The sequence below is a fragment of the Herbidospora yilanensis genome (genome assembly GCF_001570565.1).
GTDB lineage: Bacteria > Actinomycetota > Actinomycetes > Streptosporangiales > Streptosporangiaceae > Herbidospora > Herbidospora yilanensis.
In genome coordinates this window covers 479,619-492,440 of the sequence record NZ_BBXE01000013.1, presented here as the reverse complement: position 1 = coordinate 492,440, position 12,822 = coordinate 479,619, and the positions used below count along the sequence as shown (strand labels likewise).

Sequence of the window (12,822 nt, the reverse complement as noted above, 5' to 3'; positions counted from 1 at the left end):
TCATGGATGCCGTGCTGGCCGAGGCCGGTGAGCGCCGCATCGGGTGGGCGTCGCGCGCCATGCCGGTGCTCACCGCGATCGGCGCGGGGTTCGGCGGCGACCGCCCGCTCGACGGGCTGAAGGTCGCCGCCTGCCTCCACGTCACGGCCGAGACGGCGGTGCTCATGGGCGCGCTGAAGGCGGGCGGCGCCGACATCGCGCTGGCCGCCTCCAACCCGCTCTCCACCCAGGACGACGTCGCCGCCGCCCTGGCCGACTACGGCATCGCCGTGCACGCCAGGGCGGGGGTCGACCGCGACACCTACTACCGGCACATCCACCGGGCCCTCGACATCGGGCCCGACATCGTCCTCGACGACGGCTGCGACCTGGTCAACATCCTGCACACCGAACGCTCCGACCTGGTGGTCAAGGGCGGTTGCGAGGAGACCACGACCGGGATCATCCGGCTCCGCCAGATGGCCGCCGAGGGGGCGCTGAAGTTCCCGATGGTGGCGGTGAACGACACCCGCACCAAGCGGATGTTCGACAACCGCTACGGCACCGGCCAGTCGACGCTCGACGGCATCATGCGGGCCACCAACACCCTGCTCGCGGGCCGGACCGTCGTGGTGGCCGGGTTCGGCTACTGCGGCCGGGGCGTGGCCGAGCGGGCCAAGGGCCTGGGCGCGCGGGTGGTGGTGACCGAGATCGACCCGGTGAAGGCGCTCGACGCCTCGCTCCACGGCTACGGCGTGGCGACGATGGCCGAGGCGGCCGAGATCGGCGACGTGTTCGTGACGGTCACCGGCAACCGCGACGTCATCAGGGCCGAGCACCTGGCCCTGATGAAAGACGGCGCGATCCTGGCCAACGCGGGCCACTTCGACGTCGAGATCGACGTGCGGGCCCTGGAGTCCATGGCCGAGGAGGTCCACTACCAGGTGCGGCCCAACACCGACGAGTTCGTCGTGAACGGCCGACGGCTGCTGCTGCTGGCCGAGGGGCGGCTGGTGAACCTGGCGGCGGCCGAGGGCCATCCGGCGGCGGTGATGGACATGTCGTTCTCCGCCCAGGCGCTCACGGTGGCGTGGCTGGCGGCCGAGCACGCGTCCCTCAAGCCGGGGGTCTACGACGTGCCCGACGGGATCGACGCGCGGGTGGCGCGGCTGAAGCTGGCGGCGGCGGGGATCACGATCGACGGGCTGACCGCCGACCAGGAGGCCTACCTGCACAGCTGGCGTTCAGGTTCGTAGAAACAGTTGTGTTACCCCATGGATACCGGCAATCTGCCGTACTACGGTCATATCACTCGGCTCGCTCCAGGCCAGTCACCTGAGCCGAGATGACGGGCGGGTACGACCGGTTCGCCTCTCCCTCTGCGCTCCGGACGTACCCGCCCAACCCCACTGCAGGCGTGCCCCATGCCTGCGTTCGTCACAACTGCCCCTGACGTTTTCCGCTAAACCTCGCGATGTCACGGCGGCGGCGTTCGGCGAGCACGGCGGCGAGGTAGGCGTAGGGCGGAACCCCAGGTGGGGGCGGGGGTTGGACCCGGGCGGAGACCTGCGAGGCGATGCGAAAACCCATCTCGTGGGCGGCGGCCGGCGAGAGTTGCGGCAGCCGGGTCAGATACTGCCGTGACACGGTGGCCAGGTCGTCGGTGAGGCCGGTCAGCTCCAGCGTGGCCGCCCAGGCGGCGAGCTGCGGCGGCATCTCGGGCGGAGGCCCCGACTCCTTCGGCGCCCGTTCCGAGATCACGACCGTGCCGCCGAACAGGTCGCCCAGCCGCTTGCCCTTCTGGTTGGCCAGCGCGCAGATCACCGCCGGGGCGCCCGACAACATGTAGATCTCGACGACGGCCGTCAGGCCGCGGAAGAACGCCTGCCGGAACCGCTCGGGCCCGCCGTCGTCGGCGACCACCCGGAGGCCGAGGGCCATCTTGCCCAGGCTGCGGCCCCGCGACAGGGTCTCGAAGGTCACCGGGTAGCCGACCACGACCGCCACGATCGAGACGATGATCAGTGCGGTGGCCATCGACTCGTCGATGTCGCCCACGGCGAACGCGATCAGCAGCAGCGCCCCGACCAGCAGCACGATCTGCACGACCAGGTCGAGCAGGAAGGCGACCACCCGGATCGGCAACTGCGCCAGGGGCACGTCGAGCGCCACGGCGTCGCCGGTCACGACGTCGGGGCGCGGCACATCGGACATGTCCTGACCCTACTAGGCTCGCGATCGTGGACATCGACGCCTTCCGAGCCGCCCACCAGCCGACCTGGGACCGGCTCGACGACCTGGTGAAGAGGCGGCGCAAGCTGACCGGCCCCGAGGTCGACGAACTCGTCGAGCTCTACCAGCGGGTGTCCACCCACCTGTCGATCGCGCGCTCCGTGTCCCGAGACGGCGTGCTGACCGGCCGCCTGTCCGCCCTGGTGGCCCGGTCGCGGTCGGCCGTCACCGGCGCCCACGCGCCCGCCTGGCGGGAGTTCCTCCGGTTCTGGACGGTCTCGTTCCCGGTGGTCTGCTACCGGTCGTGGCGGTGGTGGCTGGGCGCGGCGGTGGCGTCGTCGGTCGTGGCGGTGGCCGTCGGGGTGTGGGTGGCGGCCAATCCGGACGTGCGGGCCGCGATGGGCACCCCCGAGGAGATCAGGCAGCTCGTCGAGCACGACTTCGCCGACTACTACAGCGAGAACCCGGCCGGGTCGTTCGCCGCGCACGTGTGGGTGAACAACGCGTGGGTGGCCGCCCAGTGCATCGCCTCGGCGGTGATCGGGGGCGTGCTCATCCCGTACATCCTCGTCCAGAACGCCGCCAACGTCGGGCTGATCGGCGGGATCATGATCGACTCGGGCCGAGGCGACGTGTTCTTCGGGCTGATCACGCCCCACGGGCTGCTGGAGCTCACGGCCGTGTTCCTGGCCGCCGGGGCGGGCATGCGGGTCGGCTGGTCGCTGATCGCGCCGGGCCCGCGCCCCCGCGCGCAGGTGCTCGCCGAACAGGGCCGCGCGGTCGTCGCGGTGGTGCTCGGGCTGGTGGTGGTGCTGCTGGTCTCGGGCCTCATCGAGGCCCTCGTCACCCCCTCGCCGCTGCCGACCTGGGCCCGGATCTCGATCGGCGCCGCCGCCGAGCTCGCCTTCCTCCTGTACGTCGTCCGCTACGGCCGCCGCGCCGCGCGAGCGGGCGAGACGGGCGACGTCGCCGACGCACCCGACTACGTGCCCACGGCCTAGAGGCGGCCCGCGGCCTTCAGGTTCAGGTAGGCGTCGGCCAGCGCCGAGGCCAGGTCGCCCGGGAGGGCGTCGACGACCTCCACCCCGTGGCGGCGCAGCCGCGCGGTCACCTGGCGGCGCTCCACCCGCTGGCGTTCGGCCGCCGCCGCCTCGAACACCTCCGCCGCGCCGTCGCGCCCGGCCGCCAGCTCCGCCACCCGGGGGTCGGCCACGGCGGCCAGCAGCACCAGGTGGCGGGAGGCGAGCTGGGGGAGGACCGGCAGCAGGCCCTCGTCGAGCGCGGTCGCGTTCAGGTCGGTCAGCACGACCACCAGGCAGCGCCGCCTCGCACGGGCCAGCACGGCGGCCACCATCCCGTGGGCGTCGGCCTCGACGAGCTCCGGCTCCAGCGGCGCCATCGCGGCCACCAGGCCGGGCAGCAGGTCACCCCGGCCGCCGCCGGTCACCTGGGCCCTGATCGCCCGGTCGTAGGCGAGGAAGTCGACCCGGTCGCCCGCCCGCGCGCAGAGCGCGGCCAGCAGCAGGGCGGCGTCCATGCCCCAGTCGAGCCGGGGCCAGCCGCCCGGGTCGCCCGACGCCGGGTCGACGCCCACCCGCCCGGCCGAGGTGCGGCCGGTGTCGAGGACGATCAGCACCCGCCGGTCGCGTTCGGGCCGCCAGGTGCGCACCACGACGTCGGCCCGCCGCGCGGTGGCCCGCCAGTCGATCGACCGGACGTCGTCGCCGACGACGTACTCGCGCAGCGAGTCGAACTCGGTGCCCTGGCCGCGGATCTGGACCGGGTTCAGCCCCTCGATCGCCCGCAGCCGGGCCAGCTTGGCCGGGAGGTGGCGGCGGGACAGGAACGGCGGCAGCACCCTGACCCGGCCGCCGACCCGGTGGGAACCCTGCCGGGCGGCCACGCCGAGCGGCCCCAGCGCCCGCACCGTCACCGCGGCGGCTGTGAAATCGCCCCTGCGGAGCGGACGCAGCGTCGTGGTGACCCGGCGGCGCTCCCCGGCCGGGACGTCGAGGTCGTGCTCCCTGGGGCCGGGACGGGTGCTCGGCGGCCAGGCGTCGCGCAGCAGGCCGCGCACCCGGCGGCGGCCCGGATTGGCCACCAGCAGAGTGACCTCGGCGCCCTCCCCGAGACGTACCCGCTGATCGTCGCACCGCTCGAACCGCAGCGCGCGCACACTGCCCGCCAGCGCCAGGTCGACCCCGACGGCCAGCACGATCACCGCGACGACCAGCCAGAACGCGAGAGCGGGCGCGGGCGCGGCGAGCACGACGAGCGCCCCCGCGACCGCCAGCAGCGCGGCCCGCCCGGTCAGCGCCATCAGCGCGGCACGGGGACGGACGCCAGGATGCCGTCGAGCACGCCGTCGGCGGTCGCGCCCTCCAGCTCGGCCTCCGGGCGGAGTTGCACCCGGTGCCGCAACGCGGGCCGGGCCAGCGCCTTCACGTCGTCGGGCGTCACGTAGTCGCGCCCCGACAACCAGCCCCAGGCGCGGGCCGCCGCCAGCAGCGCGGTCGCGCCTCGCGGCGAGACGCCCAGCCCCAGGGACGGCGACTGCCGCGTCGCCCTGGCCAGGTCGACGATGTAGGCCAGCACCTCGGGCGACACGTGGGTCTCGGCCACCGCCGCCCGGCCCGCCGCGAGGTCGTGCGCGCTCGCCACCGCCTTCACGTGGGACAGGTCGCGCGGGTCGAACCCGTCGGCGTGCCGGCGCAGCACCGCGATCTCGTCGTCGCGCCCCGGCAGCGGCACGGTCAGCTTCAGCATGAACCGGTCGAGCTGCGCCTCGGGGAGCTGGTAGGTGCCCTCGTACTCCACCGGGTTCTGGGTCGCCGCCACGATGAACGGGTCGGGCAGCGGCCGGGGCGTGCCGTCGACGCTGACCTGGCGCTCCTCCATGGCCTCCAGCAGGGCGGCCTGGGTCTTCGGCGGGGTGCGGTTGATCTCGTCGGCCAGCAGCAGGTTGGTGAACACCGGCCCCGACCGGAACTCGAACTCGGCGGTACGCGCGTCGTAGACCAGCGACCCGGTCACGTCGCCCGGCATCAGGTCGGGGGTGAACTGCACCCGCTTGAAGTCGACCGACAACGCCGCCGCCAGCGTGCGGACCAGCAGCGTCTTGGCCACACCCGGCACGCCTTCGAGCAGCACGTGGCCCCGGCACAACAACGCGATCACCAGACCGGAGACCACCGCGTCCTGCCCCACCACGGCCTTGGCGACCTCCGCGCGCAGAGCCGCCAGCGCCTCCCTGGAGGCGTCAGGTGTCGTCACGAGTCCAGTACCTGCCTTTCGATGGTGTCGAGGTCGCGCGCCAGGGCGACCAGGGCGGCGTCTCCGCCGGGGGTGTCACCGTAGAGGGTCTGGCGGACCTGTCCGCCATCCTGCCCGGTCCGGGCGGCGACCGCCGTAACGATCTCGTTCTCGCCGGCCGTCCGGGTGAGTCCCAGCCGGGGCGTCAGCCGCGCCAGGGCGGCCTCGCGCAGCGCCAGCGCCGCCCGGTCGCGGGCCGCGCGGGCGCGGTAGAGGCGGCCCCGTCCCTCGACGGTCTCGGCGGCCCGGACGACCACCGGCAGCCGCTCCTCGACTACCGGCCCCAGGCGGCGCCCCCGCCACAGGGCGGTGAGCAGCACGGCCAGGACCAGCGCCCAGACGAACCAGCCGACGTTCGCCGGGATGAGTTGCCCGATCGACTTCTCGCCGCCCTCGGGCGCCCCGAGCGGAACGCGGGGGGCGAACCAGGTGACCCGCTGGTGAGTGCCGGCCAGGTTCATCGCCAGCGCGGCGTTGCCGTTCTCCGCCAGTCTTGCGTTGGTCAGGAACGAGTCCGACCCGACCAGGGTGGCCTCGCCGACGACGGCGACCGTGCCGCCGTAGCAGGTCGCGTCGGTGAAGGACGAGCCGCCGAGGAGGGCGTCCCCGGCCAGCACGGCCGCCTTCAGGTCGCAGCCGGGCTCGCGGACCGTCTCGGGCGGGCCGGGACGGGCGCTCACCCCGGGCGCCAGCGCCCGCAGCACCGGCTCGGTGGGCGCGATCAGCAGCCGGGGCCCAGGCCGCCCGGCGAGCTCGGCCAGCCTGGCGGCGTCGACCAGGAACTCGGGCCGGGCCACCACCAGCAGCGAGCCCCCGGCCTGCTCGACGGCGTCGTCGAACGTCGTCACCTGGTTGACCTCGACGCCCTGCGCCCGCAGCAGCTCGGCCAGCGCGCGGGCGCCCGAGGGGGTGGTCGCCTCGATGTCGAGCCGCCCGCCGTTGCGGCTGCCGCCGAGCAGCACGATCAGCGTGGCCACGAGCACGATCAGGGCCAGCGCCCCCAGCACGCCGCGCCAGGAGCGCCACCGCTCGGTGATCGTCGGGGTGATGGACGTCATCGCAGCGTCGCCTTCGCCCCGCGGACCGCCGTGTCGAGATCGGTGAGCACGGCGTATCCCTCGGGGGTGCCCGGACGCTCCCCGTAGGTGACGTCGGCGAACGTCCGGGCGCCCCGGTCGAGGTCGGCGGCCAGCGACGGCAGCGCCCCGCCCGCCTCGGCGGCCAGCTCACCGGCCGTACGCCCCGGCATGGGTGCCACGATCGTGCGTTCCTCCAGCTCGCGGGCGATGGCGCGGAGACGTTCCCGGATCGCCTGGGCCCACTCCCCGGCCGCGGCGTGGCGTTCGGCCAGGACCCGGTGTTCGGCGGCCGCCAGCCGGGTCTCCCCGAACAGGCCGCCGTCGCCCGGCCGGCGGGCGCGGGGCGCCTTCCGGGCCGCCCGGACCAGCGCGACCACGATGACGGCGAGGATCAGCACGAGCACCGTCAACGACAACCACCCGCCGGGCACGCCCTCGGCGCGCGCGATCAGCTCGCCGATGAACTGCCAGATCCGGTCGAACAGCCGGTCGAGCAACGACGGCTTCGGGTAGGCCGGATCGGAGAGCTCGCGGACGGCGGCCTCTCTGGCGGCCTCCCGGCCGATCTCGACGGGGACGTCTAGGACCATGGGTTGCGCGGACGCCACAGGTTCTCGGGGGCGGTGCCGGGCGCGCCCTGCTGACGCTCCACGGCCTCGGTCTGGAGAACCAGGTCGAACGCCTCGGCGCGCATGCGGCGGTCGGCGTACAGGAGGGTGGTGACCCCGGCGGAGAACGGGTTGGTGATGGTGCCGGCGATGATGGCGCCGACGCCGGTGAGGACGGCCCCCACGTAGAACTCCCCGGTGCTGAGCGTCGCGCTGGGGTCGCCGAAGGAGGTGAAGAGCGAGAAAGGCGCGGACACCGCCGCCGCGACCAGGCCGACCACGATCGCGGTCAGCAGCAGGATGCCGAAGACCCGCCAGAAGTCGCCCTTGACCAACTGGAACGACCGGCTCATCGCGGTGCCGACGCCGACGTCCTCCAGCACGATCGCCGGGCCGGCCAGGCTGAGCTTGGTGTAGAGGAACACCGCGAGGCAGACGCCGACGGTGAACAGGACCAGCGCCAGCAGTACCAGCGCGCCGCCCGGCAACCCGGCCGCGCCCAGCACGGCCACCAGGAGGATCGGCACCAGGAACGCGCCGAACACGATCAGCGCCTGTAGCAGCGCCAGCCCGACCAACGGCAGGATCCGGCCCTTGACGATGTTCCAGGCGCGGCCGATGGAGATCTGCTCGCCGAAGACGGCCCGGCCGAGGATCCCGGTCAGCATGCCGGTCAGCACCACCATGGCGATCATGGTCAGCACGCTGCTCAGCAGGACGCCGACCATGACCGGCCCGAGCGCCCTGAGGGCGACCTCCGGATCGATGGAGGTCGTCCCGGGGTTGAGCAGCAGCATCAGGTCGGGGTTGTCCAGCAGGGACAACTGGACCACCAGCATGATGATCTCGGAGACCGTCACCACCAGCGCCGACAGCCCCAGCGTCGCCTTCGGGTTGGCCCGGATGAACGACACCGCGCCGTTGTACATGTCGCCCATCTGCAGCGGCCGCAGCGGGATGATGCCGGGCTTGAGCACCGGCGCGCCGTAGTGGCCGCCACCGTAACCACCGCCGTAACCACCGCCGTAGCCGCCGCCGTGGTAGCCGCCGGGAGGAGGCGGCGGCGGGGGCGGGTAGTGGCCGCCGGGCGGCGGATTGGAGCCGGGGGAGTTGGGATCGGCCCAGGGGCCGGGCGCACCGTAAGCGGGCGGTTGCGTGGGGGACCAGCCGGGGGGCGGCTGCTCACGATCGCCGGGGCCGTCTGTCATGTCCCAATCCTGGCATGATGCGGCCCCCGCCGCAGGTCGGCATGGAGCACACTGGGACCGTGACCTGTTCTTGGGATTCTCGTTACGGTAGCGGCACGCCCTGCTATTTGGGCCTAAACTTCGTCCTTTGTCACGGTCGTGTTTCATCTACCGCAGGGTCACGGGTAACCTTCCGATAAATCGCCCAAATACCTCCTTAGCTGCGCCGAAGTAACGAATGAGGGGCCATGAAAGGACGCGTGCTGGTCGTCGACGACGACGCCGCTCTCGCCGAGATGCTCGGCATCGTCTTGCGCGGGGAGGGTTTCGAACCGTCCTTCGTGTCAGACGGCGACAAGGCGCTCGACGCGTTCCGCGACACCCGCCCTGATCTCGTGCTGCTCGACCTGATGTTGCCCGGGGCCGACGGCATCGACGTCTGCCGGCGCATCCGCGCCGAGTCGGGCGTCCCGATCGTGATGCTCACCGCCAAGAGCGACACCATCGACGTCGTGCTGGGCCTCGAATCGGGCGCCGACGACTACATCGTCAAGCCCTTCAAGCCCAAGGAGCTCGTGGCCCGGGTCCGGGCGCGGCTGCGCCGCACCGACGAGCCGACCCCCGAGATCCTGCAGATAGGGGACATCACGATCGATGTCGCCGGGCACTCGGTCAAGCGGTTCGAAGAGACGATCAACCTCACGCCGCTGGAGTTCGACCTGCTCGTCGCGCTGGCCCGCAAGCCGCGCCAGGTGTTCACCCGCGAGGTGCTCCTGGAGCAGGTCTGGGGCTACCGCCACGCCGCCGACACCCGACTGGTCAACGTCCACGTGCAGCGGCTCCGCGCGAAGATCGAGAAGGATCCCGAGCACCCCGAGATCGTCGTGACGGTCCGCGGTGTCGGCTACAAAGCCGGTCCAGCCTGATCTAGATGCCCAAGAAGCGGCCCCGACGGACTCCCCGGCAGATCGCCCGGGGGGTCCGTCGCCGTGCTCGGCGGGTCGCGGGCAGGGCGCGCTCGGCCTGGCGGCGCTCCCTCCAGATGCGGGTGGTCACCTCCACCCTGCTGATCTCGATGGTCGTCGTGGCCGTCCTGGGCGTCTTCCTGTTCCAGTCGATCAACAAGACCATGCTGGCCGGCCGGACCGACGCCGCCACCGCCGAGGCCCGCGCCAACGTGCTGACGGTCTCCGACTACCTGGCCGGCGCGGGCGAGCCCGACCCCGGCGAGCCGTCCGACCCCGGCACGCAGACCCCGCTCGACCCTGCCGACCAGGCCATCAACGTGCTGGCCCAGCGCGCCGGGGCACGCTACGCGGTGGTCATCTTCAACGACAGCATCGTCGGCCAGGACCGGGCCACCCTCAACATCGACGCCAACAGGAGCGTGCCGCAGGGGTTCCGGGAGCGGGTGCGCACCGACACCGCCGACCAGACCGTCTCGCGCTACGGCCCGCTGCGCTACCTGACCGGTGACACCGTGTCGGGGCTGGTCATCGGGTCGCGCGTGTTCGGCGGCGTCAACGGCACCTACGAGGTCTACCACCTGTTCCCGCTCAACGAGGAGGAGGAGACCCTCAGCTCGGTCCTCCAGCTCCTCGTGCTGGTCGGCGCCGGCCTGGTGCTGCTGCTGGCCGCCATCGCCTCGCTGGTCACCCGCCAGGTCGTCACCCCCGTGCGGCTGGCCCGCCAGGCCGCCGAGCGGCTGGCCTCCGGCCGCCTCGAAGAGCGCCTGAAGGTCCGCGGCGAAGACGACCTGGCCCGCCTCGCCACCTCGTTCAACGAGATGGCCTCCAACCTCGCGCTCAAGATCCACCAGCTCGAGGAGCTCTCCCAGGTGCAGCGCCAGTTCGTCTCCGACGTCTCCCACGAGCTGCGCACCCCGCTGACCACCGTCCGCATGGCCGCCGACCTCCTCTACGACGCCCGCGAGGACTTCGACCCCATGGCCGCCCGCTCGGCCGAGCTCATGCAGGCCCAGCTCGAACGGTTCGAGTCGATGCTGGCCGACCTGCTGGAGATCAGCCGCTACGACGCCGGCGCCGCCACCCTCGACCTCGAGTCGGTCGACATGCGCGACGTCGTGCTGCGCGCGGTCGGCGACTCCGAGGCCCTGGCCGAACGCCACGCCACCCGCTTCGAGCTGCGGCTGCCCACCGAACCGTGCATGGCCGAGTGCGACACCCGGCGGATCGAGCGCATCCTGCGCAACCTGCTGTTCAACGCGATCGAGCACGGCGAGGGCAAGGACATCGTGGTCACCCTCGGGGCCGACCGCGACGCGGTGGCCGTGGCCGTCCGCGACCACGGCGTGGGCCTGCGCGCGGGCGAGGAGAACATGGTCTTCGACCGCTTCTGGCGGGCCGACCCGTCCCGCGCCCGCACCATCGGCGGCACCGGCCTCGGCCTGGCCATCTCCCGCGAAGACGCGATCCTGCACGGCGGCTGGCTCCAGGCCTGGGGCTCGCCGGGCGAGGGCACCCAGTTCCGGCTCTCGCTGCCGCGTACGGCCGGGAGCGTGCTGAAGGGCTCCCCGCTGCCGCTGGTGCCGCCGGAGGTCGAGATGCGCCGGACCTGGCGTGGGCACGCCACGCCCGTGTTGTCGGCCGCCGCGGGGGAGTCGGGGGTGTTCGATGTCGACTAAGACACGTGTTCTGGCGCTGGTGGCGACGCTCGCCGCCCTCACCGGCTGCACGATCGTGCCGGCCAGCGGCAACCCGCCGACGGCCAGCGAAGACGAGCGCGGGGGCGACATCCTCAGCCAGACCTACGTCCGGATCCTGGCCTCGCCGCCCCGGCCCGACGCGACCGCCGTGGAGATCGTGCGCGGCTTCCAGGCCGCGATGGCCAGCTTCGACGACCCTCAGCGCAAGATCGCCCGGCAGTACCTGACCGGCGCGGCGGCGGCCTCCTGGCAACCCTGGGCCGCCGCGACGCGGGTCTGCGACTGCCGTTTCGCCGACGACCTGCCCGAAGAGGACGCCGAGAAGTTCGTCGTGTCGTTCAAGGGCCGCCAGGTCGGCACGCTGGAGGCGGGCGGGCGCTACCGCGCGGCCTCCGACGGCACGCTCGACGAGGCGTTCACGCTGGTCCGGGTCAACGGCGAGTGGCGCATCTCCGAGGCCCCTCAGGGCCTGATCCTGCTCCGCACCGACCTCACGAGGGCGTACGCCCCCGTGGAGATCTACTTCCCCAACCCGTCGTTCAACGGCCTGGTGGCCGACCGGGTGCGAGTGCCGATCGACCCCAGCCGGGGCCTGCCGGAATCGCTCATCCGGACGCTGCTGAGGGGCCCGACGGGCCCACTGGCCGGCGCGGTCGAGAACGTCTATCCCAAGGGCACCGAGCTCAACGGCATCGAGATCGAGGGCGACACGCTCTACGTCGACTTCTCCGCCCCGATCGCCGGTCTGCGCGACAGCCCCGAGCGCATCAAGGCGATGAAGGCCCAGCTCGCCTGGTCGCTCGGCACCGACCGGGTCGGCGGGCGCTACATCGAGATCCTGGTCAACGGCGACGCGTTCCCCGGCGGCGGCATGCGCTTCAAGCCGACCGAATACCCGACCTACAACCCGTCGGTGATCACCGGCGACGCCGCCGGATACTTCGTCCGCGACGGCAGGATGTTCCGGATCGCGGGCAAGGACGAGGAGCAGCCGGTGGCGGTGCTCGGCTCGGCCGGGCAGCCGACCCGGCCGTTCAAGCACAGCGCGGTCTCCGCCGAGGGCCGCGACCAGGTGGCCGCCCTGATGGGCGACGAGACGGGGGTGTGGGTCACCCAGATGGTGGCCGGCAGCCCGTGGCAGCGCTGGATCAACGCCCAGGGCCATCTCACCCCGCCGTCGTGGGACCGCGAGGGCGAGGTCTGGGCGGTCGAGACGGCCGGCGGCAAGTCGCAGGTCTGGCACGCCGCCACGGCCGGCCACCAGTCGCCGGTGCCGGCCCCCGAACTCGAGAACGCCAACGTGACCGCGTTCCGGGTGGCCCGTGACGGGGTCAGGGTCGCGGTCGTCGCCGACAACGGGGCGGGGCCGACCGTTCAGATAGGCTCGATCGTGCGCGGCCCGACCTATCGGGTCGGCGCGCTGGAGACCCTGGTGCCCGCGGAGGAGGGCCAGAAGATCGTCGACGTGGCCTGGAGAGACGCCACCACGCTGCTGGTGCTGACCGAGAAGAACTCCCCGAGCGGCTCTCAGCAGGCTCTGGCAGCCTACCCGATCATGGACGGCGACGAGAAGACCTCGATCGAGGTGCCCAAGCGCCTCACGTCCATCACGAGCACCGACTCGCGCATCCTGGCCCGCGACGAGAACGGCACGATCACGGTGTGGGACGGGAAGAAGTGGACCACCCTCGTCGACGACGGCTCCGACTACCCCGCCTACCCTCTGGGGTGAACTTTCGTCAGTGTCGGCAGGGAGTGTC

The 12,822-nt window shown here is 72.7% G+C and carries 11 protein-coding genes; 5 read left to right on the top strand and 6 right to left on the bottom strand.

Annotated elements, in window-relative coordinates:
• Positions 1–2 precede the first annotated feature (2 nt).
• Entirely contained in the window at positions 3–1,235 is a 1,233-nt protein-coding gene (locus AW273_RS02355; RefSeq protein WP_062344688.1) for an adenosylhomocysteinase, read from the top strand.
• A 181-nt stretch (positions 1,236–1,416) separates the two neighbouring features.
• Here AW273_RS02355 and AW273_RS02350 read toward each other — a convergent pair whose 3' ends face one another.
• A complete protein-coding gene (locus AW273_RS02350; protein ID WP_083949440.1) occupies positions 1,417–2,193 on the bottom strand; it encodes an RDD family protein in 777 nt (258 codons plus the stop codon).
• A 26-nt stretch (positions 2,194–2,219) separates the two neighbouring features.
• Between AW273_RS02350 and AW273_RS02345 the strand changes: the two genes are divergently transcribed.
• Complete coding sequence (locus AW273_RS02345) at positions 2,220–3,212, top strand: stage II sporulation protein M (protein WP_062344684.1); 993 nt, start codon at positions 2,220–2,222, stop codon at positions 3,210–3,212.
• Here AW273_RS02345 and AW273_RS02340 read toward each other — a convergent pair.
• From AW273_RS02340 to AW273_RS02320, 5 genes are read right to left on the bottom strand one after another with little or no spacing between them, the layout of a single operon-like run.
• Positions 3,209–4,531, bottom strand: a complete 1,323-nt coding sequence (locus AW273_RS02340; protein ID WP_062344682.1) for a DUF58 domain-containing protein — start codon at positions 4,529–4,531, stop codon at positions 3,209–3,211. The two genes, AW273_RS02345 and AW273_RS02340, sit on opposite strands and share 4 nt — an antisense overlap.
• Positions 4,531–5,484 (bottom strand): AAA family ATPase, encoded by a 954-nt coding sequence (locus AW273_RS02335; protein WP_062344680.1) that lies wholly within the window; start codon positions 5,482–5,484, stop codon positions 4,531–4,533. Before AW273_RS02335 ends, AW273_RS02340 begins: the two co-directional genes overlap by 1 nt.
• Positions 5,481–6,581: a DUF4350 domain-containing protein gene (locus tag AW273_RS02330; protein ID WP_062344677.1), complete on the bottom strand. Its 1,101-nt coding sequence runs from the start codon at positions 6,579–6,581 to the stop codon at positions 5,481–5,483. The genes AW273_RS02335 and AW273_RS02330 overlap by 4 nt, the downstream gene beginning before the upstream one ends.
• The gene (locus tag AW273_RS02325; protein ID WP_062344675.1) at positions 6,578–7,192 is read right to left on the bottom strand and encodes a DUF4129 domain-containing protein; all 615 of its coding nucleotides are present in this window, start codon (positions 7,190–7,192) and stop codon (positions 6,578–6,580) included. The genes AW273_RS02330 and AW273_RS02325 overlap by 4 nt, the downstream gene beginning before the upstream one ends.
• Entirely contained in the window at positions 7,183–8,418 is a 1,236-nt protein-coding gene (locus AW273_RS02320; RefSeq protein ID WP_063909806.1) for a DUF7847 domain-containing protein, read from the bottom strand. Before AW273_RS02320 ends, AW273_RS02325 begins: the two co-directional genes overlap by 10 nt.
• A gap of 227 nt (positions 8,419–8,645) precedes the next feature.
• Between AW273_RS02320 and mtrA the strand changes: the two genes are divergently transcribed.
• Genes mtrA through AW273_RS02305 form a run of 3 tightly spaced genes read left to right on the top strand, consistent with a single transcriptional unit; the run spans position 8,646 to position 12,794 of the window.
• On the top strand, positions 8,646–9,323 hold the full coding sequence (gene mtrA / locus AW273_RS02315; RefSeq protein WP_061299380.1) for an MtrAB system response regulator MtrA: 678 nt from the start codon (positions 8,646–8,648) through the stop codon (positions 9,321–9,323).
• A gap of 5 nt (positions 9,324–9,328) precedes the next feature.
• A complete protein-coding gene (mtrB, locus tag AW273_RS02310; RefSeq protein ID WP_062344671.1) occupies positions 9,329–11,041 on the top strand; it encodes an MtrAB system histidine kinase MtrB in 1,713 nt (570 codons plus the stop codon).
• Entirely contained in the window at positions 11,031–12,794 is a 1,764-nt protein-coding gene (locus AW273_RS02305; protein ID WP_157555524.1) for an LpqB family beta-propeller domain-containing protein, read from the top strand. The genes mtrB and AW273_RS02305 overlap by 11 nt, the downstream gene beginning before the upstream one ends.
• The last annotated feature ends 28 nt before the right edge of the window (positions 12,795–12,822 follow it).

Bases quoted from the DNA above. Each gene is read 5' to 3' on its own strand.
- AW273_RS02355 (WP_062344688.1), top strand. From the start codon at position 3: ATGGATGCCGTGCTGGCCGAGGCCGGTGAGCGCCGCATCGGGTGGGCG.
- AW273_RS02350 (WP_083949440.1), bottom strand. From the start codon at position 2,193: ATGTCCGATGTGCCGCGCCCCGACGTCGTGACCGGCGACGCCGTGGCG.
- AW273_RS02340 (WP_062344682.1), bottom strand. From the start codon at position 4,531: ATGGCGCTGACCGGGCGGGCCGCGCTGCTGGCGGTCGCGGGGGCGCTC.
- AW273_RS02330 (WP_062344677.1), bottom strand. From the start codon at position 6,581: ATGACGTCCATCACCCCGACGATCACCGAGCGGTGGCGCTCCTGGCGC.
- AW273_RS02325 (WP_062344675.1), bottom strand. From the start codon at position 7,192: ATGGTCCTAGACGTCCCCGTCGAGATCGGCCGGGAGGCCGCCAGAGAG.
- AW273_RS02320 (WP_063909806.1), bottom strand. From the start codon at position 8,418: ATGACAGACGGCCCCGGCGATCGTGAGCAGCCGCCCCCCGGCTGGTCC.
- mtrA (WP_061299380.1), top strand. From the start codon at position 8,646: ATGAAAGGACGCGTGCTGGTCGTCGACGACGACGCCGCTCTCGCCGAG.
- mtrB (WP_062344671.1), top strand. From the start codon at position 9,329: ATGCCCAAGAAGCGGCCCCGACGGACTCCCCGGCAGATCGCCCGGGGG.
- AW273_RS02305 (WP_157555524.1), top strand. From the start codon at position 11,031: ATGTCGACTAAGACACGTGTTCTGGCGCTGGTGGCGACGCTCGCCGCC.